At 73.2% G+C, this 24,440-nt stretch carries 24 protein-coding genes; 13 read left to right on the top strand and 11 right to left on the bottom strand.

Annotation, left to right across the window (positions count from 1 at the left end):
* Nucleotides 1-4: 4 nt before the first annotated feature.
* Complete coding sequence (locus tag ACWCSU_RS30535; protein WP_449939610.1) at nucleotides 5-670, top strand: nitroreductase; 666 nt, start codon at nucleotides 5-7, stop codon at nucleotides 668-670.
* A gap of 10 nt (nucleotides 671-680) precedes the next feature.
* Here the strand turns inward: ACWCSU_RS30535 and ACWCSU_RS30530 are convergent, their stop codons facing one another.
* Nucleotides 681-1,670 (bottom strand): helix-turn-helix transcriptional regulator, encoded by a 990-nt coding sequence (locus tag ACWCSU_RS30530; protein WP_364087857.1) that lies wholly within the window; start codon nucleotides 1,668-1,670, stop codon nucleotides 681-683.
* A 91-nt stretch (nucleotides 1,671-1,761) separates the two neighbouring features.
* On the opposite strand from ACWCSU_RS30530, the gene ACWCSU_RS30525 reads away from it, so the two are divergent.
* A complete protein-coding gene (locus tag ACWCSU_RS30525; RefSeq protein ID WP_357696834.1) occupies nucleotides 1,762-2,160 on the top strand; it encodes a VOC family protein in 399 nt (132 codons plus the stop codon).
* A 34-nt stretch (nucleotides 2,161-2,194) separates the two neighbouring features.
* Here the strand turns inward: ACWCSU_RS30525 and ACWCSU_RS30520 are convergent, their stop codons facing one another.
* A complete protein-coding gene (locus ACWCSU_RS30520; RefSeq protein WP_449939607.1) occupies nucleotides 2,195-3,064 on the bottom strand; it encodes an arylamine N-acetyltransferase family protein in 870 nt (289 codons plus the stop codon).
* A gap of 189 nt (nucleotides 3,065-3,253) precedes the next feature.
* Between ACWCSU_RS30520 and ACWCSU_RS30515 the strand changes: the two genes are divergently transcribed.
* From ACWCSU_RS30515 to ACWCSU_RS30505, 3 genes are read left to right on the top strand one after another with little or no spacing between them, the layout of a single operon-like run.
* Nucleotides 3,254-3,931: an FkbM family methyltransferase gene (locus ACWCSU_RS30515; RefSeq protein ID WP_449939604.1), complete on the top strand. Its 678-nt coding sequence runs from the start codon at nucleotides 3,254-3,256 to the stop codon at nucleotides 3,929-3,931.
* The gene (locus ACWCSU_RS30510; RefSeq protein WP_357696840.1) at nucleotides 3,931-4,695 is read left to right on the top strand and encodes an enoyl-CoA hydratase/isomerase family protein; all 765 of its coding nucleotides are present in this window, start codon (nucleotides 3,931-3,933) and stop codon (nucleotides 4,693-4,695) included. Before ACWCSU_RS30515 ends, ACWCSU_RS30510 begins: the two co-directional genes overlap by 1 nt.
* Nucleotides 4,692-6,353 carry a CoA-transferase gene (locus ACWCSU_RS30505; RefSeq protein WP_449939603.1) on the top strand — a complete coding sequence of 554 codons (1,662 nt, stop codon included), beginning with the start codon at nucleotides 4,692-4,694 and terminating at the stop codon, nucleotides 6,351-6,353. The genes ACWCSU_RS30510 and ACWCSU_RS30505 overlap by 4 nt, the downstream gene beginning before the upstream one ends.
* Before the next feature lie 29 nt (nucleotides 6,354-6,382).
* Here ACWCSU_RS30505 and ACWCSU_RS30500 read toward each other — a convergent pair whose 3' ends face one another.
* On the bottom strand, nucleotides 6,383-7,579 hold the full coding sequence (locus ACWCSU_RS30500; protein WP_449939601.1) for a kynureninase: 1,197 nt from the start codon (nucleotides 7,577-7,579) through the stop codon (nucleotides 6,383-6,385).
* Nucleotides 7,576-8,361, bottom strand: a complete 786-nt coding sequence (locus tag ACWCSU_RS30495) for a tryptophan 2,3-dioxygenase (protein WP_357696846.1) — start codon at nucleotides 8,359-8,361, stop codon at nucleotides 7,576-7,578. The genes ACWCSU_RS30500 and ACWCSU_RS30495 overlap by 4 nt, the downstream gene beginning before the upstream one ends.
* Nucleotides 8,362-8,599: 238 nt before the next feature.
* On the opposite strand from ACWCSU_RS30495, the gene ACWCSU_RS30490 reads away from it, so the two are divergent.
* Nucleotides 8,600-9,883, top strand: coding sequence for an acyltransferase family protein (locus ACWCSU_RS30490; RefSeq protein WP_449939600.1), 1,284 nt, complete (start codon nucleotides 8,600-8,602; stop codon nucleotides 9,881-9,883).
* Nucleotides 9,884-9,955: 72 nt separating this feature from the next.
* Here ACWCSU_RS30490 and ACWCSU_RS30485 read toward each other — a convergent pair whose 3' ends face one another.
* Entirely contained in the window at nucleotides 9,956-10,894 is a 939-nt protein-coding gene (locus tag ACWCSU_RS30485; RefSeq protein ID WP_449939599.1) for an NADP-dependent oxidoreductase, read from the bottom strand.
* Between the two features lie 99 nt (nucleotides 10,895-10,993).
* Between ACWCSU_RS30485 and ACWCSU_RS30480 the strand changes: the two genes are divergently transcribed.
* Nucleotides 10,994-11,701: a TetR/AcrR family transcriptional regulator gene (locus ACWCSU_RS30480; protein WP_357696852.1), complete on the top strand. Its 708-nt coding sequence runs from the start codon at nucleotides 10,994-10,996 to the stop codon at nucleotides 11,699-11,701.
* 10 nt (nucleotides 11,702-11,711) lie between these two features.
* Here ACWCSU_RS30480 and ACWCSU_RS30475 read toward each other — a convergent pair whose 3' ends face one another.
* Both ACWCSU_RS30475 and ACWCSU_RS30470 read right to left on the bottom strand, forming a co-directional pair.
* On the bottom strand, nucleotides 11,712-12,464 hold the full coding sequence (locus tag ACWCSU_RS30475; RefSeq protein WP_449939598.1) for a methyltransferase domain-containing protein: 753 nt from the start codon (nucleotides 12,462-12,464) through the stop codon (nucleotides 11,712-11,714).
* Nucleotides 12,461-13,627, bottom strand: a complete 1,167-nt coding sequence (locus tag ACWCSU_RS30470; RefSeq protein ID WP_449939596.1) for an MFS transporter — start codon at nucleotides 13,625-13,627, stop codon at nucleotides 12,461-12,463. Before ACWCSU_RS30470 ends, ACWCSU_RS30475 begins: the two co-directional genes overlap by 4 nt.
* A 104-nt stretch (nucleotides 13,628-13,731) precedes the next feature.
* Between ACWCSU_RS30470 and ACWCSU_RS30465 the strand changes: the two genes are divergently transcribed.
* Nucleotides 13,732-14,715, top strand: a complete 984-nt coding sequence (locus ACWCSU_RS30465; RefSeq protein ID WP_449939595.1) for a GlxA family transcriptional regulator — start codon at nucleotides 13,732-13,734, stop codon at nucleotides 14,713-14,715.
* 39 nt (nucleotides 14,716-14,754) lie between these two features.
* On the opposite strand, the gene ACWCSU_RS30460 is transcribed toward ACWCSU_RS30465, so the two are convergent.
* From ACWCSU_RS30460 to ACWCSU_RS30445, 4 genes are all read right to left on the bottom strand, one after another.
* A complete protein-coding gene (locus tag ACWCSU_RS30460) occupies nucleotides 14,755-15,207 on the bottom strand; it encodes a DUF1579 family protein (protein WP_357696860.1) in 453 nt (150 codons plus the stop codon).
* 60 nt (nucleotides 15,208-15,267) lie between these two features.
* The gene (locus tag ACWCSU_RS30455) at nucleotides 15,268-15,675 is read right to left on the bottom strand and encodes a DoxX family protein (protein ID WP_357696862.1); all 408 of its coding nucleotides are present in this window, start codon (nucleotides 15,673-15,675) and stop codon (nucleotides 15,268-15,270) included.
* An 18-nt stretch (nucleotides 15,676-15,693) separates the two neighbouring features.
* Entirely contained in the window at nucleotides 15,694-17,160 is a 1,467-nt protein-coding gene (locus tag ACWCSU_RS30450) for a multicopper oxidase family protein (protein ID WP_357696864.1), read from the bottom strand.
* A gap of 141 nt (nucleotides 17,161-17,301) precedes the next feature.
* Complete coding sequence (locus tag ACWCSU_RS30445; protein ID WP_449939592.1) at nucleotides 17,302-18,615, bottom strand: extracellular solute-binding protein; 1,314 nt, start codon at nucleotides 18,613-18,615, stop codon at nucleotides 17,302-17,304.
* A 148-nt stretch (nucleotides 18,616-18,763) separates the two neighbouring features.
* Here ACWCSU_RS30445 and ACWCSU_RS30440 point away from each other — a divergent pair, with 148 nt between their 5' ends.
* Genes ACWCSU_RS30440 through ACWCSU_RS30420 form a run of 5 tightly spaced genes read left to right on the top strand, consistent with a single transcriptional unit; the run spans nucleotide 18,764 to nucleotide 24,435 of the window.
* Nucleotides 18,764-19,981, top strand: a complete 1,218-nt coding sequence (locus tag ACWCSU_RS30440) for an NAD(P)/FAD-dependent oxidoreductase (protein WP_357696868.1) — start codon at nucleotides 18,764-18,766, stop codon at nucleotides 19,979-19,981.
* An 11-nt stretch (nucleotides 19,982-19,992) separates the two neighbouring features.
* Entirely contained in the window at nucleotides 19,993-21,747 is a 1,755-nt protein-coding gene (locus tag ACWCSU_RS30435) for an amino acid adenylation domain-containing protein (RefSeq protein ID WP_449939590.1), read from the top strand.
* Nucleotides 21,748-21,757: 10 nt separating this feature from the next.
* Complete coding sequence (locus ACWCSU_RS30430; protein ID WP_357696872.1) at nucleotides 21,758-21,970, top strand: MbtH family protein; 213 nt, start codon at nucleotides 21,758-21,760, stop codon at nucleotides 21,968-21,970.
* A gap of 3 nt (nucleotides 21,971-21,973) precedes the next feature.
* Entirely contained in the window at nucleotides 21,974-23,086 is a 1,113-nt protein-coding gene (hppD, locus tag ACWCSU_RS30425; protein ID WP_449939587.1) for a 4-hydroxyphenylpyruvate dioxygenase, read from the top strand.
* Complete coding sequence (locus ACWCSU_RS30420) at nucleotides 23,083-24,435, top strand: condensation domain-containing protein (protein ID WP_357696876.1); 1,353 nt, start codon at nucleotides 23,083-23,085, stop codon at nucleotides 24,433-24,435. Before hppD ends, ACWCSU_RS30420 begins: the two co-directional genes overlap by 4 nt.
* Nucleotides 24,436-24,440 lie beyond the last annotated feature (5 nt).

Genomic DNA, 24,440 nt, shown 5'->3' with positions numbered 1-24,440 from the left:
AGGCATGGACGTGTACGAAGCCGTGGACAGCCGCCGGGCGGTGCGGGCGTTCAGCGACGAGCCGGTCCCCAAGGAGGTGCTCGAACGCGTGCTGGCCGCCGCGACACGGGCTCCGTCGAGCGGGAACCTCCAGCCGTGGCGGCTGTACGTCCTGGCCGGCGAGCCGCTGGCCGAACTGAAACGGCGGGCGACGGCCAGGGCGCTGGCGGGTGACCCGGGGGACGAGCGGGAGTACCCGATGTACCCGGCCGAGCTGGCCTCGCCGTACCTGGACCGCTTCGCCGCCGCGGCCGACCAGCGGTACAGGGCGCTGGGGATCGAGCGCGACGCCCCCGACAGGCCCAGGAGGATCGCCGCCCTGAACTCGGCGGCGTTCGGGGCGCCGGTCGTCCTGTTCTGCTACCTGGACCGGACGATGGGCCCCGGGCAGTGGGCGGACGCGGGCATGTACCTGCAGACGGTCATGCTGCTGCTGAGGGCCGAAGGGGTGCACAGCTGCCCCCAGGTGATGTGGACGATGTACCGCGAGACCGTCAGCCAGATCGCCGGAGCCCATGACGGACTTGTCCTGCTCTGTGGCGTCGCGGTGGGCTTCGAGAAGGAGGACGTGCCACCGCTGCGCACCGGTCGTGCGGACCTGACGGAGACGGTGAGCTTCGTCGGCGTGTGACGCCGGGGGATCAGGCTCGGGCGCGGGACGCGAGGCGGTCGGCGACGGCGAGGACGAGGTCGCGCAGCTCGCCGGGGCGCTCGATGACGAACGGCCGGTCGAGCGCGGCGAGCACGGCGGGCAGCCAGTCGAGCCGCTCGGCCCGTAGCTCGACGCGCAACCAGCGCTCGCCCGCCGGGCCCGCCTCGCCGGCGGGCTCGTCGGCGATCTCCTCCACGGTGGCGACGGCGGCGGGCAGGCGGGCGCGGATCTGCTCGGGCGTCGCGTGGACCCGCAGGGTCACCTCGTGCCGGTAGGACGCCGTGACGAACCCCGACAGGACGCGCTGCGCCGGGTCCGGTCCGGCCGGCGCCTCGAACGAGCCGGGCAGGGCCCGGGCGTCCGCGACGCGGTCGAGGCGGAAGGTCCGGTTCTCGCCGAGGCCGGGGTCCTCGCCGGTCACGTACCAGCGGCCCGCGTGGCTGACGATCCCGTACGGGTGCAGCGTGCGGTCACTACGCCGGCCGGCGCGGTCGGCGTAGCGGATCGAGACGGGCCGGCGGTGGCGTACGGCGTCGGCGATCGTGAGCAGGGTGGCGGCGTCCGGGGCGGCGGGCCCGCCGGGCGGCCCAGTGAAGGCGAGGGATTCCAGGAGCGCGTCGAGCCTGCGGGCGAGCCGTTCGGGCAGCACCCGGCGGATCTTCGCGGCCGCCGTCTCGCTCGCCGTGTCACCCGCGTCGCCGGACGTACGCCGGTTGGCGATCAGGCCGAGCAGCACGGCGAGCGCCTCGTCGTCGTCGAGCATGAGCGGCGGCAGGCGGTGGCCGCGGGCGAGGCGATAGCCGCCGTAGCGGCCGCGCACCGACTCGACCGGCAGCCCGAGATCGATGAGCTGACCGACGTACCGCCGCACGGTACGGCCGTCGACGCCGAGCCGGTCGGCCAGTTCGGCCATCGTCCGGACGCCGCCCGACTGAAGCAACTCCAGGAGCGTGAGCACACGACCGGTGGGTGGCGACATGAGTTCGAGCTTATGGCGAATAGTGGACCGAATCTGTCCAGTATCAGTCGTAACGTGCGGGGTGCCAAGAGAAAAAAGCAGGAGGAACGCCGTGGATTTCGTCTCGATCCGCATCATCACCGGTGACGTCGCCCGCCTCGCCGGGTTCTACGAGAAGGCCACCGGGACGCCGGCGGCCTGGTCCACCGAGGACTTCGCCGAGATCAGGACCGGCACCGCCACGCTGGCGATCGCGAGCACCCGCACCGTCCCGCTGTTCGCCCCGGGATCCTCCCGCCCGGCCGACAACCACAGCGTGATCGTCGAGTTCCTGGTGGACGACGTGGACCGCGTGTACGGAAACCTCACCGGCTTCGTCACCGACTTCGTCAACGAGCCCACCACGATGCCCTGGGGCAACCGGTCGCTGCTGTTCCGCGACCCCGACGGCAATCTCGTCAACTTCTTCACCCCGGTCACCGCCGCCGCCGAGGCCAGGTCCGCCCGCTGACCGGCGGGGTCGGGCGGCGGGGTCGGGCGGCGGGTCAGGCGACGGGGGTGCGGCGGCGGGACTGCCAGGCGAGGTGGGCGTCGCGGACCTTGGTCCACAGGGCCTCGCGTTCGGTGCCGCCGATGTCGTCGAGGCGCAGCCCGAACACCTCCTCCAGCGCGCCGTACCACTCCCGCCGCGTGGACAGCTCCCGCTCGGTCCTGCCGTCCGCGCCGATCCGGCGCAGCATGCAGCCCACCAGGCAGTCGGCCCCGGTCGCGTCGCGCCGCAGTACGACGGCGGCCCGCACCAGGCGGGACTCGGGCGACGTGCACAGGTACGGATGCCACTCCACGAAGTCCCCGGGCGCGGCGGGCGCCCGTTCGACGTCGAGCCCGGCGATCGATCCGCGGGCGTCGTGGTCGAACCGCCACCCGCCCGGCTCCACGTCCGAGGCGGACAGCCGGAACTCGAACGGCCCCTGGCGGTACGTCCCCGCCCGCAGCGGCAGCGGCTCGTGCAGCCCGTCCCCGAGGCCGATGTCCACCAGCCAGTCCTGCCCGTCGAGCGCGACGGTGAGGGCCAGGTGCGGCGCGAACGACGCCGGCGAGGCGGGCGCCCGTACGGCGGCCTGCACCCCGGCCCGATGCCAGGTGACGTCGTAGCCGAGCGCGGTCAGCAGCGTGGCGAACGCCCCGTTGAGCTGCACGCAGTAGCCGCCGCGCCCGCGCAGCACCCGCTCGACCGACTCGCGCGGGTCCACGGTGGTCGGCCGTCCGAGCTGGACCTCCAGCGTCTCGTACGGCACCCGCTCCACGTGCGCGCGATGCAGCGCGCGCAGCGCCGGGAGCGACGGCTCGCCGGGGTCGCCGACGTCGAGCCGGTCGAGGTAGGCGTTCAGGTCACGGTCGCGTGTTCGCCGCATGGGCCCTCCCTTCGGTCGCCGTGTCCATCGTGGTCCGCCGCGCGGCCGGCCCGCACCTCGCGGATTGCTCCCCGGACCGCTCCCCGGGCGGCGGACCGCGCAATCCACGAGATGCGGCGGCGTCCGGCCGCGACCGACGATGACCATGATGACGCTGCCCTGAGCGTTTCACCGGGAGGAGACGACCAGATGCGCAACCAGACTGTCGCACCGGAGCGGGTGAGCGCCCGATGGGAGGATCACCTGCCCGACCTGCTGGACAAGCTGGGGTTGCCGGCAGAAGGGGTGATCCAGGTGGGCGCGCACCGGGGCCAGGAGGTGGAGGCCCTCACCAGGTGCGGGTTCCGTCGCCTGGTCATGATGGAGCCCAACGGCGACCACCTGCCCGCGCTGCGCGAGCAGCTCCGGCTGCACCACCTGTCCGCCGGGCTGCCCGAGCCCGAGCACGGCCACCCGGCCCGCGAGGTCGTGGCGGCGTGCGCCGGCCGGGAACGCGGTCAGGCCACGCTCAACGTCACCCCCTACGACAAGCAGTCCAGCATGCTGCCCCCGCTGCTGCCCATGGCCGTCGTCCGGCAGGACGTCGTGCCGGTGATCCCCGTCAGCGAGGTGCAGCACGGCTGCAACGTGCTGGTGGTGGACGCCCAGGGCGCCGAGCTGGAGGTGCTGGCCGGGACCGACCTGAGCCGGCTGCGGCTGGCCGTGGTCGAGGGCAGCGTGACCGCCCGCTACGGCGGCGGCTCGACCCTCGACAGCATCGCCGAGCACATGACGGCGCACGGCTGGCGCGAGGTGGCCTCCTGGCCGCACCTGCGTCCCGGCGTCGTGGACGTCGCCTGGCTGGCCCCCTGGCCCACCTCGTTCTGATGGACCGCCCGTCGGACGGGGGACTGGCGTGCGAGCGCCGCGGCGCGGTGGCCGTCCTGCGGCTCGACCGGCCCCGCGTGCGCAACGCGCTCGGGTCCGGTCTGGTCGCGGCGCTCGGCTCCGCGCTGGCCGCGCTGGACGACGACCCCGGGGTGCGCGCCGCCGTGCTGACGGGCGCGCCTCCGGGGTTCTGCGCGGGTTCGGACCTGAAGGAGCTGTCCGGGATGACGCGTGAGGGCATGGTGCGGCACGAGGCCGACACCGGGCGCGTGGCCAGGGGCGTCCAGCATCTCGGCATCCCCGTGGTGGCCGCCGTCGAGGGCTTCGCGCTCGGCGGCGGCTTCCTGCTGGCCACCGGCTGCGACGTGGTGGTCACCGCCGAGGACGCCCGCTGGCACCTGCCGGAGGTGCGGCTCGGCTGGGTGCCGCCGTGGGGCATCCAGTCCCTGGTCGCCCGGGTCGGGCCCGTCGTCGCGCGCCGGCTGGTCTGGGGCGACCGCCCGCTGACCGGCCGCGAGCTGCACGGGCTCGGCGGCGCGGACGAGCTGACCGCGCCGGGGGAGGCGCTGGCCTGCGCGCTGGAGGTGGCGGCGGGGCTCGCCGCCCTGCCGCCGCACGCGGTCGCCTCCGCCAAACGGGCGCTGGCCGACACGGTGAGCGGGCCCGCCGAGACGCTCGACGCGCGGACGGCCTGGATGTTCGGCGCCGACTGCGCCTCGGCCGCGGCCCGCGAGAGCCTGTCCCGCTTCGGAGCCCGCCCATGACCGGCCCGGACGAGGCCCGCGACGTGACCGCGGCGGGCCAGGAGGGCCGGGAAGGCCAGGGGACCCGGGCGGGCCAGGAGGGCCGGGTCGGGCGGGCGGGCAAGGTGTGCGGGGTGGCCGAGGCCGTCGCGCTCATCCAGGACGGTCAGGCCGTCGCCAGCACCGGAGTCATCGGCTGGCTCACCCCCGACGCCCTGCTGGCCGGGCTCGGCGAGCGTTTCGCCACCACCGGCGCCCCGCGCGACCTGACCTTCTACTTCCCCTGCGCCACCGGGGACGCCGTCGGCATCGGCGGCATGGACCACGTGGCCAGGAAGGGCCTGATGCGCCGCATCGTGTCGGCCTCCTTCGTCAACCCCCGTCACCCCGTGACCGGCGCCCGCCCCGCCCTCACCGAGCTGATCCAGAACGACCTCGTCGAGGCGTACAGCTGGCCGATGGGCGCCGCCATGCACTGGCTGCGCGAGGTGGCCCGGCGCGGCCCCGGCTACCTGACGCGCGTCGGCCTCGGCACGTACGCCGACCCCCGGCACGGCGGCGGCAAGTTCACCCGCCTGGCCCAGGACGACCTGGTGGAGCTGGTCGAGCTCGGCGGCGAGGAGTACCTGTTCTACCCGTCCTGGCCGCTGCACGCCGGGCTGGTGCGGGCGAGCGCCGCCGACCCCGACGGCAACCTGTCCTTCGAGGACCAGCCGCTGTTCTCCAGCGCGCTGGCCATCGCCCTGGCGGTGAAGGCGTGCGGCGGCACCGTGATCGCGCAGGTGTCGCGGATCGTGCCCGCCGGGTCCTTCCCCGCGCGGGAGATGCGCGTGCCCGGGGCGCTCGTCGACCGGGTCGTCGTCGTCCCCGACGCGCCCATGACCACCGGCGTACGGCACGATCCCGGCTATCTCCGGCACGTCCCCGACGTCGTCGCGCGGGTGCCGCGGTTGCCGTCCGGCCCGGACAAGGTGATCGCCCGCCGGGTCGCCAGAGAGGTCCGGCCGGGGGAGACCGCGATCTTCGGGTTCGGCGCGTCCTCCGACGCCGTCCTGGCCATGGCCGAGGACGGCCTGCTGGACGACGGCCGCCTGTCCGAGCACCTGTTCACCACCGAGCACGGCTCCTTCGGCGGCATCGTGATGAGCGGCTGGCAGTTCTCGGCGAACTACTCGCCGCGGGCGCTGCTCGACGGGCCCTCGCAGTTCGACTTCATCGACGGCGGCGGCTGCCCGTTCGCCGCCCTCGCCTTCGCCCAGATCGACGCCGAGGGCAACGTGAACGTCAGCCGGTTCGGCGCCGCCAACCCGGGCGCCGGCGGGTTCGTGGACATCGCGCACAACGCCAGGCGGCTGGTCTTCGCCGGCACGCTGACCACCGACGGCCTCCGGGTGAGCTGCACCGACGGCGAGCTGCGGGTCCTGGCCGAAGGGCGGGTGCGCAAGCTGGTGGCGCGGGCCGGTCACGTCACGTACCGGCTGGGGGAGGGCGTGCGGCGCGGGCAGTGGGCCCGCCTGGTCACCGAGCGCGCGGTCTTCGACGTCGTCCCCGGCGGGCTGGAGCTCGTGGAGCTCGCACCCGGTGTGGACCTGCGGCGCGACGTGCTCGACCAGATCGGCTTCCCGGTCCGCCTCTCGCCGTCGCTCGTCCCCATGGATCCGGCGCTCTTCCGTCCCTGACCTCCGCCCGCCCACGCCCCCGCCTCCGTTCACGCCGCCCGCCGCGCCCCGGTCAGCGTGCGGACCTCGGCGGCGAGGCCGTCCATGGCCGCGTGGAGCTGGGCGTCCGACAGGTACGGCGCCGGCCCCAGCCGCAGGTACTCGCCCCGGCTGTCGGCCTGCACCCCCCGGGCCGCCAGCCCCGCCCGCAGCCGCCCCGCGTACGGCGAGCGCAGCGCCAGGAACCCGCCGAACTCCTGCGGAGCGGCGTCCACGTCCCGGCTGATCACCCGCGCGGGCGCGCCGAGCTCGTCGAAACGCGCCGCGAGCAGCCCGCGCTGCCGCAGCGACACCGCCCGCAGCACCTCCGGCGTCAGCCCCTGCTCGGCGAAGAAGTCGAACACCCGGGCCGCCCGGTAGTGGCTCACCGGGTCGTAGGTCGCCCCGGCGAACCGGGCCGCCCCCGTCGGGTAGCCGACCCGCCCGCCCGCCCGCGGGTCCTCCGCCAGCTCGGCGAACTCGGAGTACCAGCCGGTCACCACCGGCCGCAGCAGGTCGGCGTGCCCCGGCAGCCGCAGCACGCAGTTGCCCTCGCCGAGCTGGAGGTACTTGTACCCGCCCGCCACCACCCAGGCCGGGTCGAGCCCCGCGGTCGAGAACGGCACCACGCCCAGCGCGTGGTAGGCGTCCACCAGCAGCTCACAGCCCAGGCCGCGGCAGGCGGCGGCGAGCCCGTCCAGCCCTGGCACGATCCTGGACGTCTCGAACAGCACCGCCGAGACCAGGACCGCGGCCGTGCGGTCGTCGGCCGCCTCCGCCAGCCGCGCGGCCAGCGTGCCCGCCGGCTCCGGCGGGACGACGACCACCTCCACCCCCTCCTCGCCCAGCCGGGCGAGTTGCCGCCGCAGCGTGTGGAACTCGCCGCCGGAGGTGACCAGCCGGGGCCGGCGACGCAGGTCCAGGGCCGACAGGAAGCGCAACACCAGCTCGTGCGTGCTGGACCCGAGGGCCAGCTCGGCGTACGGGTCGCCGAGGAAGAGGCGGAAGCCCTCCCTGACCCGGTCGGCCTTCTTGAAGGCGGCGGCCCATTTGTCGTCCACATCCCTGGCGGCGTCGTCGAACGCCTCGATCTGCCCGGCCAGGGCCACGTCCGGCCACGCCTGGTGGGAGTGGCCGGTGAGCAGCAGCCGGTCCGGCGCCCGGAAGGCCGAGTAGTGCGGCGCCAGGCGCCCGGAGATGTCGTTCATGCCCGGCTCCTGACCGCCCACAGGTCGGGGAACGCCGGCGTCAGGGACGCGCGCAGGTACGCGCCGCCGCTGGAGCCGCCGGTGCCCGGACGGGCGCCGATGGTGCGCTCGACCATCTTCAGGTGCCGGTACCGCCACTCCTGGAGGCATTCGTCCAGGTCCACCAGCCGCTCGCAGAGCTGGGCCGCGCCGGTGTCGTCCCGGTAGACCCGCAGCAACAGGTCCTGCACCGGCTCCGAGGGCTCCAGCGGCAGCCGCACGTCACGGTGCAGCCGGTCCTGCGGCACCTCGTAGCCGCGCAGGTACAGGTAGGTGAGCAGCGAGTCGTACAGCGTGGGCCTGCCCATCGCGTCCTCGATGCGGGCGCGGGCCGGGGTGCCCTCGGCCTGGCCAAGCAGCATGCGCTCGTCGCGCCGGCCCAGCACCGCCTCGATCTCGCGGAACTGCGCCGACTGGAAGCCGCTGCTGGTGCCCAGCTTGCCGCGGAAGGCGGCGAACTGGAACGGCGTCATCGTCTCCATGACGTCCATCTGGGACACCGCGAGTCTCATCAGCTTCAACGACCGGTGCAAAGTCCGCATGGCGTGCGCGGTGAATCCGCCGGCGAGTTCGAGCTGCAGCTCGGCGAATTCGTGCAGCAATTGTTTGAACCACAGCTCGTACACCTGGTGGACGATGATGAACAGGGTCTCGTCGTGGCTCTCGGAAACCGGCCGCTGCGCCGTGAGGATCTCCTCCAGCGCCAGGTAGGACGAGTACGTCAGGACTGTGTCTTCTCTCATGGCCTCAACGATGGGCGCCCGCGGGAAAGGGGACCAGGCGATTCCCGGGCAGCTACCTGCCCCGCCGGGACCGCTTCCTGCAATTCACCGGAAGCGCATTCCGGAAGATGTGGAAAGGCCGTCCGGGGGCACGCGCGAATTCAGCACGACACGAGATGCGGCCGCCCGCGACCTCGCGTGACGATGGCGCCGAGGGGGCGCCGAGCCCCATCAGCGAGCGAACTGCGAGGAACATGCCATGACCTCACCGGAGATCATCAAGAGGGGCGGGCCCGGCAAACGGGCCCCTCGGCTCGACGGGCTGCGCGGATATCTGGCACTGGGCGTGATCGTCGTGCACGTCGCCTTCGCCGCCGGCGTCATCGGCTTCTACGACAAACCGTCCGTCGGCATCTGGCCCGTGCTGATCCAGGGTCTCAACGTGCTGCTGCCGCCCTTCTTCGTGATGTCCGGCCTGCTGCTGTACCGGCCGTTCGCCAGGGCGACGATCCTCGGCACGCCGCGCCCGGAGATCAAGAGCTACCTGATCAAGCGCATGCTGCGGATCCTGCCCGCGTACTGGCTGGTGGCCGTGGCGGCGCTGCTGCTGCTCAACCTCAAGAGCGTGGACGGCCTCTGGTACGTGCTCAGCCCCCTGCTGCTCATGCACTACTACGTGACGGGCCCCGAGGCGGGCTACGCCGGGCTGGAGCCCACCTGGACCGTGCCCGCCGAGGTCACCTTCTACCTGGCGCTGCCGATCCTGGCCTGGATCTTCGACCGGTACGCCAGGAAGGCGACCGACCCCGGCGCCAAGGCCCGCCGCCTGCTGGCCCCGCTGGGCGTCTTCGTGCTCGTCGGCCTGGCCTGGACCGCGTACACGCACCTGGAGTCGATGGGCCCCTTCCCGTACGAGTACTTCTGGGTGATCGGCTTCACCGGCTTCCTGGCCATCGGCATGGGCCTGGCCATCCTGTCGGCGTACGCGGAGGCCAAGGGCACCACGCCCGCCTTCTACCGCCTGGTGGCCCGCCGGCCGCTGCTGTTCTGGCTGGGCGCGGCCGTCGTCTACGTGATCAACTGCATCCGGCCGTTCGGCAAGCCCGGCATGGCCGACTACGCCACGGTTCCCGAGGCGATGGCCGAGATGGTGCTGTTCCTGATCTTCGCGCTGCTGGTCATCGCCCCGGTGGTGGTGCCCGGCGTGCACTCGAAGGTCATCGACGCCGTGCTCACCAACCGCCCGATGCGCTTCTTCGGCCGCATCTCCTACGGCGTCTACCTGTGGCACTTCATCCTGCAGTACCTCTGGCTCCAGAACGGCAGCGTCTTCGGCGCGCCGCCGGTGCCGATGCCGATGGTGATGGGCAAGTCCGGCTTCTGGGAGCTGCTGGCGGTCGTGCTCGTCGGCACGGTGGCCGTCGCGACGGTCAGCTACTACCTGGTGGAACTGCCCGCGATGCGGCTGCGCGAGCGCCTGGTGGCCCGGCGCGCCCAAGCCGAGCCGAGCCAGGCCGCCGAGAGCCCGAAGGTCCCGGTCTGAGAGCCGTGCCGGATCCCGTGCCGGATCGCATCCGGAGCCGGACGGCCTCGGCGACCGGGACGCCCCGCCGGGTCAGGAGCAGGCGACGGCGATCTTGCCCAGCGTTCCCGCGCCGAACGCGGCGAACGCCTCGGAGGCCCGCTCCAGCGGGTAGGTGGCGGTGACCGGGACGCGCAGCGCACCGGCCGCGGCCCGGGCCGCCAGCTCGGTCAGGGTGCGCGGGTTCGGATCGGCCATGACGGTGTGCACGGTCACCCCGGCGCCCTGGACGGCGTCCTGGGTCAGGCCGAGGGTGGAGGCGAGCCGGCCGCCCTCGCGCAGCAGCCCCGCCAGCTCGGCGCCGTCGCCCGCCAGGTGCAGCACGGCGTCCACGCCCGCCGGGGCGAGCGCGCGGACCTGGGCGGGCACGTCGCCGCCGTGGTCGACGAGCTCGACCTTGGCGCCGGTGAGGCCGGTGACGAAGTCGGCCTCGACGCCGGGACGGGCGGTGGCGATCACCCGGACGCCGCGCGCGGCGGCCAGCTGCACGGCCAGCGCGCCCACGCCGCCGGTGGCGCCGGAGACCAGCACGGTCTCGCCCTCGGCCGGGGCCACGGCGCCGAGGCTGTCGACCGCCGCGGTGCCGGCCAGGCCCAGCGCGCCCGCCTCCGCCAGGCTCAGCCCCTCGGGCAGGGGGGCGATGCCGTAACCGGCGGACACGGTCACGTACTCGGCCATCGAGCCGGGGCCCAGGAACGGCTTCATCACCACGCCGAAGACCGGCTGCCCGACGATGAAGCCTTCGACGCCTTCGCCGAGCGCCTCCACGGTGCCGGCGAAGTCCTTGCCCACCACCAGCGGGAAGCGGTGGTCCATCATCTGCTGCAAGTAGCCGGCGGCGACCGCCAGGTCGAAGCCGTTGACCGAGGAGGCGGCCACCTTCACCAGCACCTCGCCGGCCTCGGGCCGCGGGACGGGCAGGTCGGCCAGGGCCGGGGTGGCGGGGACGGAGTTCAGCATGACGGCACGCATGAGCGGCACCTCTCAATAAGTGGAACGGGCTACCCGTTTCTTTCGGCCAGCGTAGCAACAAAAGTGGGTAGGTCGTTCCACTTGGGTAGGATGGGCGGCATGGACCTTCCCGCCGACGCCATCGACCCTTCAGGCGAGCAGCCCGGACCGGGCCTGCGCGCCGACGCCGAACGCAACCGCGAACGCATCCTGGCCGCCGCCCGCGGCCTGTTCGCCAGCCACGGCCTCGGCGTCTCCATGGCCTGCATCGCCCGCGCCGCCGGCGTTGGCAAGGCCACCTTGTCGCGCCGCTTCGCCACCCGCGAAGAACTGCTCAACGCCGTCTTCGCCGACCGCATGGACGCCTACGCCGCCGCCGTCGCCGAGGCGCTGGCCGACCCCGACCCCTGGCACGGCTTCGTGGGCTACGTCGAGGCCGTGTGCGCCATGCAGGCCGCCGACCGCGGCTTCGCCGAGGTGCTGGCCATGACCTTCCCCGCCGCCAAGGCGCTGGAGAAGCGCCGGGCCGCGGCCTATCACGGCTTCCTCGACCTCATCGAGCGCGCCAAGGCCACCGGCCGGCTGCGTGCGGACTTCAGCGACCGGGACATGGTCATTCTGCTGATGGCCAACGCCGGTGTCATCGCCGCCACCGGGGACGCGGCTCCGGACACCTGGCGCCGTCTCGTCGGGCAGATGTTGCGCGCCTACGCCACGCCCGGCACCGACCTGCCGCCGCTGGAGCCGGCCCCCGCGCCCACCGCCCTGTACCGGGCCATGGTCCGCCTCACCCGCCCCGCCCCCGGCCCGGACGGCGACCTGGAGTGAGCGGCCGGGGTCAGTTCGGGCGGGTGGCGGTGGCGCTGACCCATGCCTGGGCGAACATCGCGCCCGGGTCGGCGGCCCACGCGCGCAGCCGGTCGGCGTGGGCGGGCTGCTCCGCCAGGTCGAGCTGGCGCGCGAGGTAGCCGGCGATGCGGGACGGGTCGGCGTGGCGCTCGTGGTGCACGTCCAGCCAGACGTCGGTGAATCCCGCCTCGCGCAGGTACGGGCCGAGTTTGCGGCCGACGTGCGGGTCGCCGCCGTTGGCCCGCTGCAGGTTGATGTAGGCGGCGACGGCGTCGCCCAGGGGAGGGCTTAGCAGGAAGCCGCCCCAGTCGGGGCTGCACAGGCCGACCGTGCCGCCGGGCCGCAGGACCCGGTGGATCTCCGCCAGCGCGCGCGCCGGGTGGGCCAGGTGTTCCATCAGGGCGTGCGAGAAGACGAGGTCCACCGAGCGGTCCGCCAGCGGGATGTCGTAGCAGGACCCCTCCTGGAACCGGACGTTCCTCAGGCCCCGTCGCCGGGCCGACGCACGCGCGCCCGTGAACTGGGCCGCCTGCTGGTCGAGACCCAGCACGTGGCCCGGTGCTACGGCGGCGGCGAGGTCGTTGGTGATGGTGCCGGGCCCGCACCCCAGGTCCAGCAGCGACGTCCCCGGCGCGAGATGCGGCAGGAAGAAGTCCGCGTGCGTCGCGGCGCGCCTGGCGGCCATGAAGTCGACGGCGAAGGAGTCATGACCGGGCGTGTAGCGCTCGACGTCGGGAGTCATCGGCCGACCGCCTCCTTGGCGCGTGCGTCGATCGCTCCCGAACAGAGCGCGAGGGCGAGCCCGGCGGCGGCCAGCACGGCGCCGACGGCGTTGGGGCTGGTGTAGCCGAACCCGGCGCTGATCACCAGCCCGCCGAGGAACGCGCCGAGCGCGTTGGCCACGTTGAACGCCGACAGGTTCAGCGCGGAGGCGAGGGTGGGGGCGCCGGTGGCCTTGTCCAGGATGCGCATCTGCAGGGCGGGGACGGTCGCGAAGCCGAACAGGCCCAGCAGGAACAGGGTGCAGGCGGCGAGGATCCTGCTGTGCGCGGTCACCAGGAACAGGCCCAGCACGACGGTGAGCCCGGCGAGGAACACGTACAGGCTGGGCATGAGCCGGCGTCCGGCGAAGTGGCCCGACAGCAGGTTGCCCGCGGCCATGCCCAGGCCGAAGACGACTAGCAACGCCGTCATGCTGCCGCCGCTGAAACCCGCGACCTGGGTCATCATTGGGGCGACGTAGGTGAAGGAGGCGAAGACGCCGCCGAAACCGGCCGTCGTCACCGCCATCGCGAGCCAGACCTGCGGCCGGCGCAGGGTCGACAACTCCGAGCGCAGCCCGGCCTCGCCCCCGGGACGCAGCCGGCCCGGCACCAGCGCCGCGATGCCCGCGAGGGACAACACGCCGAGCGCGGCGATCGCCCAGAACGTGGCCCGCCACCCGGCGGCCTGCCCCAGCCAGGTCACCAGCGGCACCCCGGCCACGTTCGCCAGGGTGAATCCGCCGAACATGATCGACATGGCCCATCCGCGGCGTTCCGGCGGGACGAGCTCGGCCGCCACCACCGACCCGACCCCGAACAGCGCGCCCTGCGGGATGCCCGCGACCACCCTGGCCGCCATCAGCAGGCCGTAGCCGGACGCGACCGCCGACAGGACGCTGCCCGCCGTCAGCAGCGCCGCGACGATCAGCAGCGTCGTGCGGCGCGACAGGCGTGCCGAGACCGCGGTCAGCAGCGGCGCTCCCACGATCACGCCTACGGCGTACCCGCTGATCAGCACGCCGGCGGCCGGGATCGACACCCCGACCCCCGTGGCGACCTGCGGCAGCAGGCCCATGATGGCGAACTCGGAGGTTCCGACGGCGAAACCTGTGACGGCCAAGGCCAAGAGGGCCAGCGGCATGGCAATGCGCTCCTCGACTCATCGGGACGATCGCCTCCGAGCCTGGCGGCCGAGCCGGTCGGTCCGTGAGTGGCAGAAACGCAAACGTGGGATAGATTTCCGCCATGCGCTGTGTGGGGATCGTGGTGACCGAGCACGTCCGGGTCTTCGACTACGCCGTGGCCACCGAGGTCTGGGGCCTCGACCGGACCGATCGCGGCGTCCCGGCGTTCGACCTGCGCACGTGCGGGCCGCGCGGTCACGCGCTGACCATGAGCACGGGCGTGACCTGCGTTCCCGACCACGGCCTGGACGGCCTGGACGAGTGCGACCTGGTCATCGTGCCCGGCGTCCAGAACCTGGCCGGGCCCGTCCACCCGGACGTGGTCACCGCGCTCCGCGCCGCGCACGACCGTGGCGCGACCGTCGCGTCCCTGTGCTCGGGGGCGTTCGTGCTGGCCGCCGCGGGCCTGCTGGACGGCCGCAGGGCCACCGCCCACTGGCTCGACGCCGAGCAGCTCGCGCAGCGCCACCCCGAGGTGAGCGTCGACCCCGGCGTGCTGTTCGTCGGGGACGGCACCGTGTGGACCTCGGCGGGCGTGGCCGCGGGCATCGACCTGTGCCTGCACCTGGTCCGCCGCGACCACGGCGCCGCCGCCGCGGCCGAGATCGCCCGCACCATGGTCACCGCGCCGTTCCGGTCAGGCGGCCAGGCGCAGTTCATCACCCGCCCCGTCCCCGCCGGGGGCGGGCCGCCCGACAGCCTGACCGGCCTGCGCGAACGCATGCTCGACGACCTGGCCCACCCGTGGACCGTCCCGGAGCTGGCGAACCTGGCCCGCATGTCCGAGCGCAGCTTCGCCCGCCGGTTCGTCCAGACCACCGGCGACACGCCCCTGCAATGGCTGCTGACCCAGCGCGTCCTGGCCGCCCAGCACCTGCTGGAGGTCAGCGAGCTGCCCATCGCCGCCATCGCCCACCGCTGCGGTTTCAGCACTCCGCTGACCCTGCGCCACCACTTCACCCGCCACGTCGGCCTGCCGCCGCGCGACTACCGCCTGGCCTTCGGCAGGCGCCCCGAGGCGGAACGCGACAGCGCGGAGAGGTAGCCGGGGCGGCCCAGGACGCCACGACCTCGAGACGCCGCGCTACCCCGCCCGCGTCATGGTGGCCTCGTAGCCGCCGCCCGGCCACTCCCAGCGGCCGCTGATGGTCCGGCCGTCCTCGCTGAACGCGCCGCTGAACCCGGCCGGCGAGCCCTCCGCGCCGAACCAGATGTTGAGCTCGCGCCCGTCCAGCTTCCACACGTAGACGAAGTTGTTGCCGGTGCTGTCGAAGTAGTGCGAGCGCAGCGCGCCGCTCTCGGGGTCGTGGCCGATGTACTCCACGCCGGTCATCGTGCCGCCGCCGTGGCTCATCTCGACGCGCTGGATCAGGAAGAAGCCGCCGTCCATCCACTCGAAGACGAGCCGGCCGCCGGTCGCCTCGCCGGTGCCGAAGTCCTTGCCCGTCATCTCCCACGTCCCGACCAGCGGTTGCAGCGTCTGGAGCGAGGCGTCGGGGGTGGGGAGCTGGTTCTGCGGGTTCGCTGTCTCTGTCATGTTCCCTCCACGGGACAGGTCGACGCCCGGTACGCCGATCGCGTACCGGGCGGGGGGAGCTCACTTGGCGCCGAAGAACGCCTTGACCCGGGACCAGCGGCCCCAGACCACCAGGGCCAGGACGACCAGCAGGACACCCTCGATCACCGGGACGCCGCCCAGGACGATCAGGTTGGTGCCGGCCGCGCCGACGATCAGGCCGATCAGCGCGAGCGCGGCCACGCCGGTCAGCCGCGGGATCAGCAGCCCGATCGCGCCGGCGATCTCCAGCACGCCGACCACGTAGCGGAACCACTGGCCGGCGCCGATGTCCTCGAACATGGTGACCATGGTCGGGTCGCCGGCGAGCTTGAGCACGCCGCCCAGGCCGACCTGGAACGCCAGAAGGACCTGGGCGACCCAGAGGGCGATGTTGACGCCGCGACCGGTGGACCGGCCGACGGCGGTCGTGCTGTTCGTGGTGCTCATGCAGTCCTCCTTGAGGAACTAGTTGACGATCTCCATCTGGCCCATCATCCCGATGGCCGAATGCTCCAACATGTGACAGTGGTAGACGTATCGCCCCAGGTAGTCGGCGAAGCTGGCCTGGAAGCGCACGGTCTCGCCCGGCTGGATGAGCACCGTGTCCTTCCAGCCCGCCTCGCCCGGCTGCGGCGGCGTGCCGTCGCGGTCCAGGATCCGGAACTGGGCGAGGTGGGTGTGGAAGTTGTGCGGGACGCCGAAGCCCGACCCGCCGACGTTGGTGTCGGAGTTGGTGACCTCCCAGATCTCGCTGGATCCCCGCCTGACCTGCATGTCCACCCGATTGGCGTCGAACGCCTGATTGTTGATCAGGGCCTGGATGTTGACCGGGTCCAGGCTGAGGGTGAGCTGTCGGGTCTGCGTGGCCGCGGCCAGCGGGACCATCGCGCGCAACTGGCCGGGCACGCGGCTGCGGTCGACGGCCCGCCGTACGACGTCGAAGCGGAGCACGGACCCGCTCACGTCCTCCAGCGTCACCTGCGTGCCCAGCGGGAACGCGCCGAAGTCGATCACGACCTCGGCCCGCTCGCCCGAGGAGAGCACCAGCTTGGACGTCGGCACCGGCGCCGGCAGCAGCCCGCAGTCCGTGGCGATCTGCGTCATCTGGGCGCCGTTGCTCAGCGACAGCTCGAAGATCCGGTGCGTGGAGCCGTTGAGCAGCCGCAGCCGGTACTTGCGGGCCGCGACCTTGAAGTACGGCTGGGCCTTGCCGTTGGCGATCAGCGTCGGCCGGTTGTAGGGGTCGGCCGGGTCGAAGACGAGCCCGCCCTGGTCGTCGAAGAGCGCGTCACGCAGCAGGATGGGCACGTCGTAGGCCCCGGACGGCAGGCCGAGCTGCTGCTCGTCGGCGCCCTCGACCAGGTAGAAGCCGTGCATGCCGCGGTAGACGTGCTCGGCCTCCATGTGGTGGGTGTGGTCGTGGTACCACAGCGTGGCGCCGGCCTGGGCGTTCGGGTAGTCGTAGGTCTTCGACTTGCCGTCGGCGATCAGGTCCATCGGGTAGCCGTCGCTGGCGGCCGGCACGCGGCCGCCGTGCAGGTGCACGTTCGCCTCGTGGCCGAGCTTGTTGTCGAAGGTGACCAGCGCCCGGCGGCCCTGCCGGACGCGGATGGTGGGGGCGGTGAACTGGCCGCCGTACGTCATCACGGGCGTGCTGACGCCGGGCAGGATCTCGGTGGTCGCCTGCTGGATCGACAGCCGGTAGAAGTCGATGCCCGGCAGGGTGGCCACGGGGGCCAGCACCGGGGGCACCGGCATGGCGACGCTGAAGGGCGGCGCGGTGGCGCCGGTGCGGACCGCGGGGACCCGGCCCCCGTGGTCGTGCATCTTCATCATCTGCTGTTGCCGCGCCTGCTGCTCCGGCTCGCCGAGCAGCCCGCGGGCCACCGGGGTCAGCGCGGCGCCTCCTGCCAGGCCACCGAGAACGATCAAGCGCCGTCGGCTTAACATACGGGAACTCCCATCGCCATGTCCGAGCGTGGCATCGCCCGCCGGCACGGTCTTCTTCTGAAGTGCTCACTTCACGGGCGGATGCCGTGGGAGCGGTGCCACCGCCCGGAGGGCGGCGGTGGTTCAGCCCACGGACAGGCGCCGCGGGGTGCGCCCGTCCAGGCAGTCGGCGTTGTGGGCGTCGAGCAGGGCCTGGGCCCGTTCCGACGCCTCACCGAAGCAGTCGTCGGGATCCGCGCCGTCCAGCACGCGGGCCATGGCCCCGGTCATCAGGTCCTGGATCCCGGCGAAGTCCCCGAGCACCGCGCCGAGCGCCGCGGGGGAGCCGTCGGCCGCGCGGAGCTGGGCGGTCGCGGCCCGGTGCACCGGGTGCCGGTCGAACCAGCCCTCCTCCTCCAGCAGGCCGGCGGCGGCCCGGGTGACCGGCAGGAAGCCGGCCGCCCGATGCCACTGCGCCGCGTTGCCCGCGCTCAGCAGGTGCTGGACGAACGCCAGCGCGCCGTCCCGCCGCTCCGGCGGCAGCCCGTCGGTCAGCCAGAGCGCCTGGCCGGAGACCAGGTGCCCGGCGCGCGGCAGGCTCTCGTTGTGCGGCAGCGGGCTCGCCGTCACCTCGAACCCGGCCTCCCGCCCCCGCTCGGCGATCATGCCGGCCACCACGGAGGACGCGATCGTGAACGCCACCCGCCCCTCCAGGAACGCCCCCAGCGCCGGACCCCAGTCACCGGGCTCGCCCGCGCGCAGGTAGTGGCCCTCGGCGTGCAGGCGCCGCCACCAGGAGGCGTAGGCCAGCAGCTCCTTGGAGGCGAGGTCCACCCGTCCGGCCCGGCCGGAGCGGCCGTTGTCCTGGTCGGCCAGCAGGCCGCCCTGCCCGGCGACGGCCTGCTGGAACAGCCAGCCGTGGTTGGCCCAGGAGACGCCGTGCGGCGGGCCGCCGGGCAGCGCCCGCACCGCGGCGCAGGCGCGCTCCAGTTCCTCCCAGGTCGCCGGGGGCGCGTCGATCCCGGCCGCGCGGAGCAGGGTGGCGTTGGTGAGCAGCACCGCCGTGGTCGCCGTCGCGGGCGCGGCGACGAGCTCGCCGCGGTAGGTGTAGTGGCCGCGTACGGCCGGTTCGAGGTCGGCGAGCACGACCGGCTCGCCGAGGATCTCCGCGCGGTCGGCGACGGCGCGCTCGATCGGCGTGAACAGCGGCGCGCCGGTGCGCGACCGGGTGTCGAGCGCCAGCCGGGTGGCCGTGGCGTAGTACTCCGCCAGGTCCGGCGGCTCGCCGCGGCCGGCCGCGGCGGCCACCTCGGCGGGCAGCTCGCGGAAGCCGTGCCCGGTGATCTCGATCCGGAGGTCCGGGTGCGCGGCCTCGAAGTCGGCGGCCATCCTCCTGATCGGGCCCAGGTAGTCCGGCAGGGGATGCTCGGCGATCCAGACGCTGATGACCGTTCTCATTCGCCTCATGATGAACGCGGCTACCCCGCCACACATCTTGTGAAATGCGGTGTTTCGTCAGCTCAGACAGCAATTCAAAGGATGTGGGCCCCTCGACGTGAATGTGACCCTGACTGCGAGTCGCAGAGCGGCGAAACGGAGGAGCACGGTGATCAACACTCATGACGAGTTCGACGTTGTCGTGATCGGCGGAGGCCCTGGCGGCTCGGGTACGGCGGGACTGCTGGCCCAGCGCGGGCACCGGGTTCTGGTGCTGGAGCGCGAGAAGTTCCCGCGCTACCACATCGGTGAGTCGCTGATCACGGGATCCATGCCCACGTTGGAGGAGCTGGGACTGAAGGACAGGCTCGACCAGATGGGGTTCGTCAAGAAGTACGGCGGCACCCTGCTGTGGGGCAAGAACCAGGGCACCTGGGACTTCCGCTTCGCCGAGGCGTCCAACTACGAGCACGCCTACCAGGTGCGCCGGGCCGACTTCGACTCCCTCCTGCTGGCCAGGGCCAGGGAGCTGGGCGCGACGGTGTTCGAGGAGGCCACGGTCAAGGACCTGGTGTTCGAGGGCGAGCGCGTCACCGGCGTGACGTACACGGTGAAGGGCGACGCCGAGCAGCGCACCGCCCGCTGCCGCCTGCTGATCGACGCCACCGGGCAGCAGCACCTGCTGGCCCGCCGTTTCGACCTCATCGAGTACCACGACGACCTGCGCAACATCGCGGTCTGGTCGTACTGGCAGGGCTGCAAGCGCTACGGCGGCACGCGCTTCGGCGACACCGTCACCGAGAACCGCCCCGCGGGCTGGTTCTGGTTCATCCCCCTGCACGACGGCACGGTGAGCGTCGGCTACGTCACCCCCATCGAGGAGTACAAGAAGTCCGGCAAGAGCCTGGAGGACCTGTACGCCTCCGAGCTGGCCGCCGCCGAGGAGGTCAGGGCCCTGACCGAGGGCGCCACCCGGGTCAGCGGCTTCCGCAGCATCCGCGACTGGTCCTACACCTGCACCAGCTTCCACGGCCCCGGCTGGGCCCTGGTCGGCGACGCGGCGGCCTTCATCGACCCGCTGCTGTCCACGGGCGTCGGCCTGGCGCTGCGCGGCGCCCACGGGCTGGCCGGCGCGGTGGACGAGATCCTCGACGACCCGGCCTCGGAGGAGGCCGTGCTGGCGCGCTACGAGAAGGACTACCGCGAGTTCCTGGACTCCCTGCTGGACTTCGTGCGCTTCTTCTACGACCGCACCAGGCACAAGGAGGAGTACTGGGACAGGGCGCAGAAGACCCTCGACCCCAGCAAGCTCCGCCCCCGCAAGATCGACTTCGCCACGATGCTCTCGGGCGTCTCCGGCATCCACGCCATCTTCCACGACGACTGAGGACCGCGCTGATGTCGCCTACAACTGTGCACGGACACGTCGCCGAGCAGGCCAGGCGGACGCCCGACGCGGTCGCGGTGTCGGCGGGCCCGGTGCGGCTGACCTACCGGGAGCTCGACGAGCGGGCCAACCGCCTCGCCCACCGTCTGCGCGGGCTCGGCGCCGGCCCCGAGACGCCGGTCGCGGTGCTGATGGAGCGCTCGGCCGAGCTGGTCGTCACGCTCCTCGCGATCCTCAAGACGGGTGGCTGCTACCTGCCCGTCCACAGCGCCTACCCGGCCGACCGCCGGCAGTGGATCGTCGACTCCTCCGGGACGCCCGTCCTGGTCGCCGACCGGGCCAAGGCCGCCGAGGGCCTGCCGACGGCCCCGGCGGTCCTGATCGCCGACGACGACCCCGCCACCTCCGCAGAGCCGGCCACAGAGCCCGAGGCCGCCACCGGCCCGGACGACCTGGCCTACGTCATCTACACCTCGGGCTCGACGGGCCACCCCAAGGGCGTGGCGGTCACCCACTGGGACGTGCTCGGCCTGGCCCTCGACCCCTGCTGGGACACCGGCGCCCACGAACGCGTCCTGATGGTCGCGCCGTACGCGTTCAACGTCTCGACGTACGAGCTGTGGGTGCCGCTGCTGCACGGCGGCACGATCGTGGTGGCGCCGCCCGGCGAGCCGGACCTCGACACCCTGCGCCGGCTGATCCGCGAGGAGGAGATCACCGGCCTGCACCTGACCGCCGGGCTGTTCCGGGTCGTGGCCGAGGAGGGGGCCGACGCCCTCGCCGGGGTCCGCGAGGTCCTCACCGGCGGCGACGTGATCGTCCCCGCCGCCGTCCGCCAGGTGCTGGCCGCCTGCCCCGGCACGACCGTGCGGGCCATGTACGGCGCCACCGAGGTGACCCTGTTCTCCACCCACGCGCCCCTGACCGCCGGGACCGAGCTGGGCACCAGCGTGCCGGTCGGCGGCCCGATGCGGGACGTGCGGCTCTACGTGCTCGACGACCGCCTCAGCCCGGTCCCCGGCGACCTGGAGGGCGAGCTGTATATCGCGGGCAGGGGAGTGGCGCGGGGCTACTTCGGGCGTCCCGACCTGACCGCCGAGCGGTTCGTCGCCGACCCGTTCGGCGGGCCCGGCGAGCGCATGTACCGCACCGGCGACCTGGTCCGGCGCAACGACGACGGCCAGATCGAGTTCATCGGGCGGGCCGGCGACCAGGTCAAGATCCTGGGCTTCCGGGTGGAGCTGGCCGAGGTGGAGGCCGTGCTGGCCGCCTATCCGGGGCTGGCGCACGTCGCCGTCGTGGCCGGGCAGTCGCGGCAGGGCGACAAGCGCCTGGTCGCCTACGTCGTGCCCGCCGCCGACGCCCCCGACCCGGCCGCGCTGCGCGCCCACGTCAAGACATCGCTGCCGGACTACATGGTGCCCACGGCGTTCGTCGTGCTGGACGCGCTGCCCCTGACCGCCAACGGCAAGGTGGACCGCGCCGCCCTGCCCGACCCCGACACCGAGCCCGGCTCGGCCTACCGCGCGCCGCAGAACCCCCGCCAGGAGATTCTCTGCACGGTGTTCGCCGAGGTGTTCGGCGTCGAGCGGGTCGGCGTGGACGACAGCATCTTCGACCTGGACGTCCAGTCGCTGCTGGCCATGCGGCTGGTCAGCCGCATCCGCGCGGCGCTGGGCGTGAACCTGTCCATCGGCGACCTGTTCGACGCGGCGACCGTGGCCGGCCTGGACGAATGGCTAGAGGCCGGCGCGCGCACCCAGTGAGAGGGACGAGATGACCAACCCATTCGACGACCGGGACGCGGCCTTCCGCGTGCTGGTTAATCAGGAGGGCCGGCACAGCCTGTGGCCCGCCTTCGCCGACGTGCCCGCGGGCTGGGAGGTCGCCTTCGGCCCCGCCGTCCGCGACGCCTGCACCGAGTACGTCACCACCCATTGGACGGACCTGCGCCCGCGCGGCCTCGCCGTCCGGACGGACGCCGGATAGCCCATGACCGACACGACGATCTTCGACGACCTGCGCCTGGACCACATCGGCTTCTACGTCGGCGACCTGGAGGCCGAGACCGCCCGGCTCAGCGACACCCTGGGCCTGACGGCGTACGCCGCGGCCGAGGACGGCCGGGCCCGCTCGGCCGCCGTGGGCGCGAACCGGATCAGCTTCGTGCTCACCCAGCCGCTCACCGCCGACCATCCCGGCGCCGGATACCTCGACCGGCACGGCGACGGCGTGTGCGACGTCGCGCTGGGCGTGCCCGACGCCGCGGCCGCCTACCACGAGGCGGTGCGGCGCGGCGCCCGTCCCGTCTCGGCCCCCGCCGTGCGCGACGGCCTGGTCACGTCCGCCATCCACGGGTTCGGCGACGTGGTGCACACGTTCGTGCAACGGCCGGCCGGGGCCGGCGAACGTGCTCTGCCGGCCGGGGCCGGCGAACGTGTTCTGCCGGGCTTCCGGAGCACCGCGCCGCGCACGTCCGGCGCCGGCCCCGGGCTGCTGGCGGTGGACCACCTGGCCGTGTGCGTCCCGGCCGGGGAGCTCGACGCGACCGTCGAGTGGTACCGGCGGGTGCTCGGCTTCGAGTTCACCTTCGCCGAGCGCATCGCCGTCGGCTCGCAGGCCATGACCACCAAGGTCGTCCGCAGCCACGGCGGCGAGGTGACGTTCACGCTGATCGAGCCGGACGTGACCAGGACGCCCGGCCACATCGACGAGTTCCTGCGCGACCACGGCGGCGCGGGCGTGCAGCACCTGGCACTGGCCGCCGACGACATCGTGGCCGCCGTGCAGGCCACCGCGGACCGCGGGGTGGAGTTCCTGACCGCCCCCGACGCCTACTACACCCTGCTCGCCGAACGGGTCCGGCCGGTGAAGTACCGGCTGGAGGACCTGGCCCGGCTCGACATCCTCGTCGACGAGGACCACGACGGGCAGCTCTACCAGATCTTCGCCCGCTCGACCCACCCCCGCGACACCTTCTTCTTCGAACTCATCGAACGACTGGGCGCCCGCTCCTTCGGCAGCGGCAACATCAGCGCCCTCTACCGGGCCGTGGAGCTCCAGCGCAGCGGCCAACGCGATGCCCGCACGGAGGCGGCAGCATGACCATTTCCCCGCCGGCGATCCGGTACCCCCTGTCCTACACCCAGCACTTCCTTCGCCTGTTCGACCAGGGCGACGCCCAGGGGCCCTTCAGCGCCCGCTACAACATCGTCGTCGGCTGGCGCGTGCGCGGCCGCATCGACCTCGACACCCTCCGGCTCGCCATGGAGGACGTGGCCGACCGGCACGACGCCCTGAACATGACGATCACCCGGGGGGAGGGGGAGGCGTACCAGGTGCGGCAGCCGTCCGCGCCCGCCCGGCTGCTCGTGGTCGACCTGCCGGCCGCCGGCCCCGAGGAGCGCGCGCTGCGGGCCGAGGAGCTGCTGACCGAGGTCGAGGCCGGCTCCTACAGCCTCCAGGAGCTGCCGCACCTGCGCGCCATCCTCGGCCGCTTCGACGACGAGGACGCGGTGCTCGCGCTGATCGTGCACCACACCGCGGGCGACGGCTGGTCGATGCAGCTCCTCATCCGCGACCTCGTCACCCGCTACGCCGAGCGCCGCGGCCACACCGTGCCGCCGCTGCCGGAGCCCCGGCCCTACCACGAGTACGCCGGACGGCAGCAGGAGCAGGCCGGCAGCGCCGAGACCCAGGCCGCCCGCGACTTCTGGGGCGAGCGGCTGCGCGGCGCGCGCATGCTGGCCGTCCCCACCGACCACGCCCGGTCGGCCGGGCTGGCCAAGGTCTGCCCGGTCCACCGCTTCTCCCTGCCCAAGGACGTCTCCACGCGGGTGATCTCCTACGCCAGGACGATGCGCAGCTCGCCGTTCATGGTGCTGCTGGCCGCGTACAACGTGCTGCTCAGCCGGATCACCGGGGCCACCGACCTGGTCGTCCCGGTGATCAGCTCCGGACGCGGGCAGCCGGAGTTCCAGGAGACCGTCGGGCCGTTCTTCAACTTCCTGCCGCTGCGCACCGGCCTCGACGGCTGCACCACCTTCCGGCAGGTCGTCGAGCGCTCCCGCAGGACCTGCATGGACTCCTACGCCAACGAGATCCCGTTCCTGCAGATCGTCGCCGAGGCGCCGGAGCTGATGGCCGACGCCGCGCTGGAGAGCAAGGCGCTGTGCGCCCTGCAGGTCTGGCAGTTCGCCACCGGCATGGACGGCGAGCGCGTCGGCGACCTGGAGATCGCCGAGGTGCGCGAGCGTCTGCTGGACCAGCCCAACGGCACCGACATCCCCGACGGCGCGCTGCTCACCTTCGACATCGCCCCCTCCGGCGAGATCTTCGGCAACTTCGCCTACAACAGCAACCTGTTCCTGGAGAGCACGATCGCGACGATGGTGGCCGACTTCGGCGAGATCCTGCGCGCCGGCCTGGCCGCCCCCGACTCCCCCCTGGAGTGACCGCC

This window comes from Nonomuraea sp. NPDC001699, from assembly GCF_053596455.1.
Note: the sequence above shows the minus strand (reverse complement) of the source record. Positions and strands in the feature narration are given on the sequence as shown.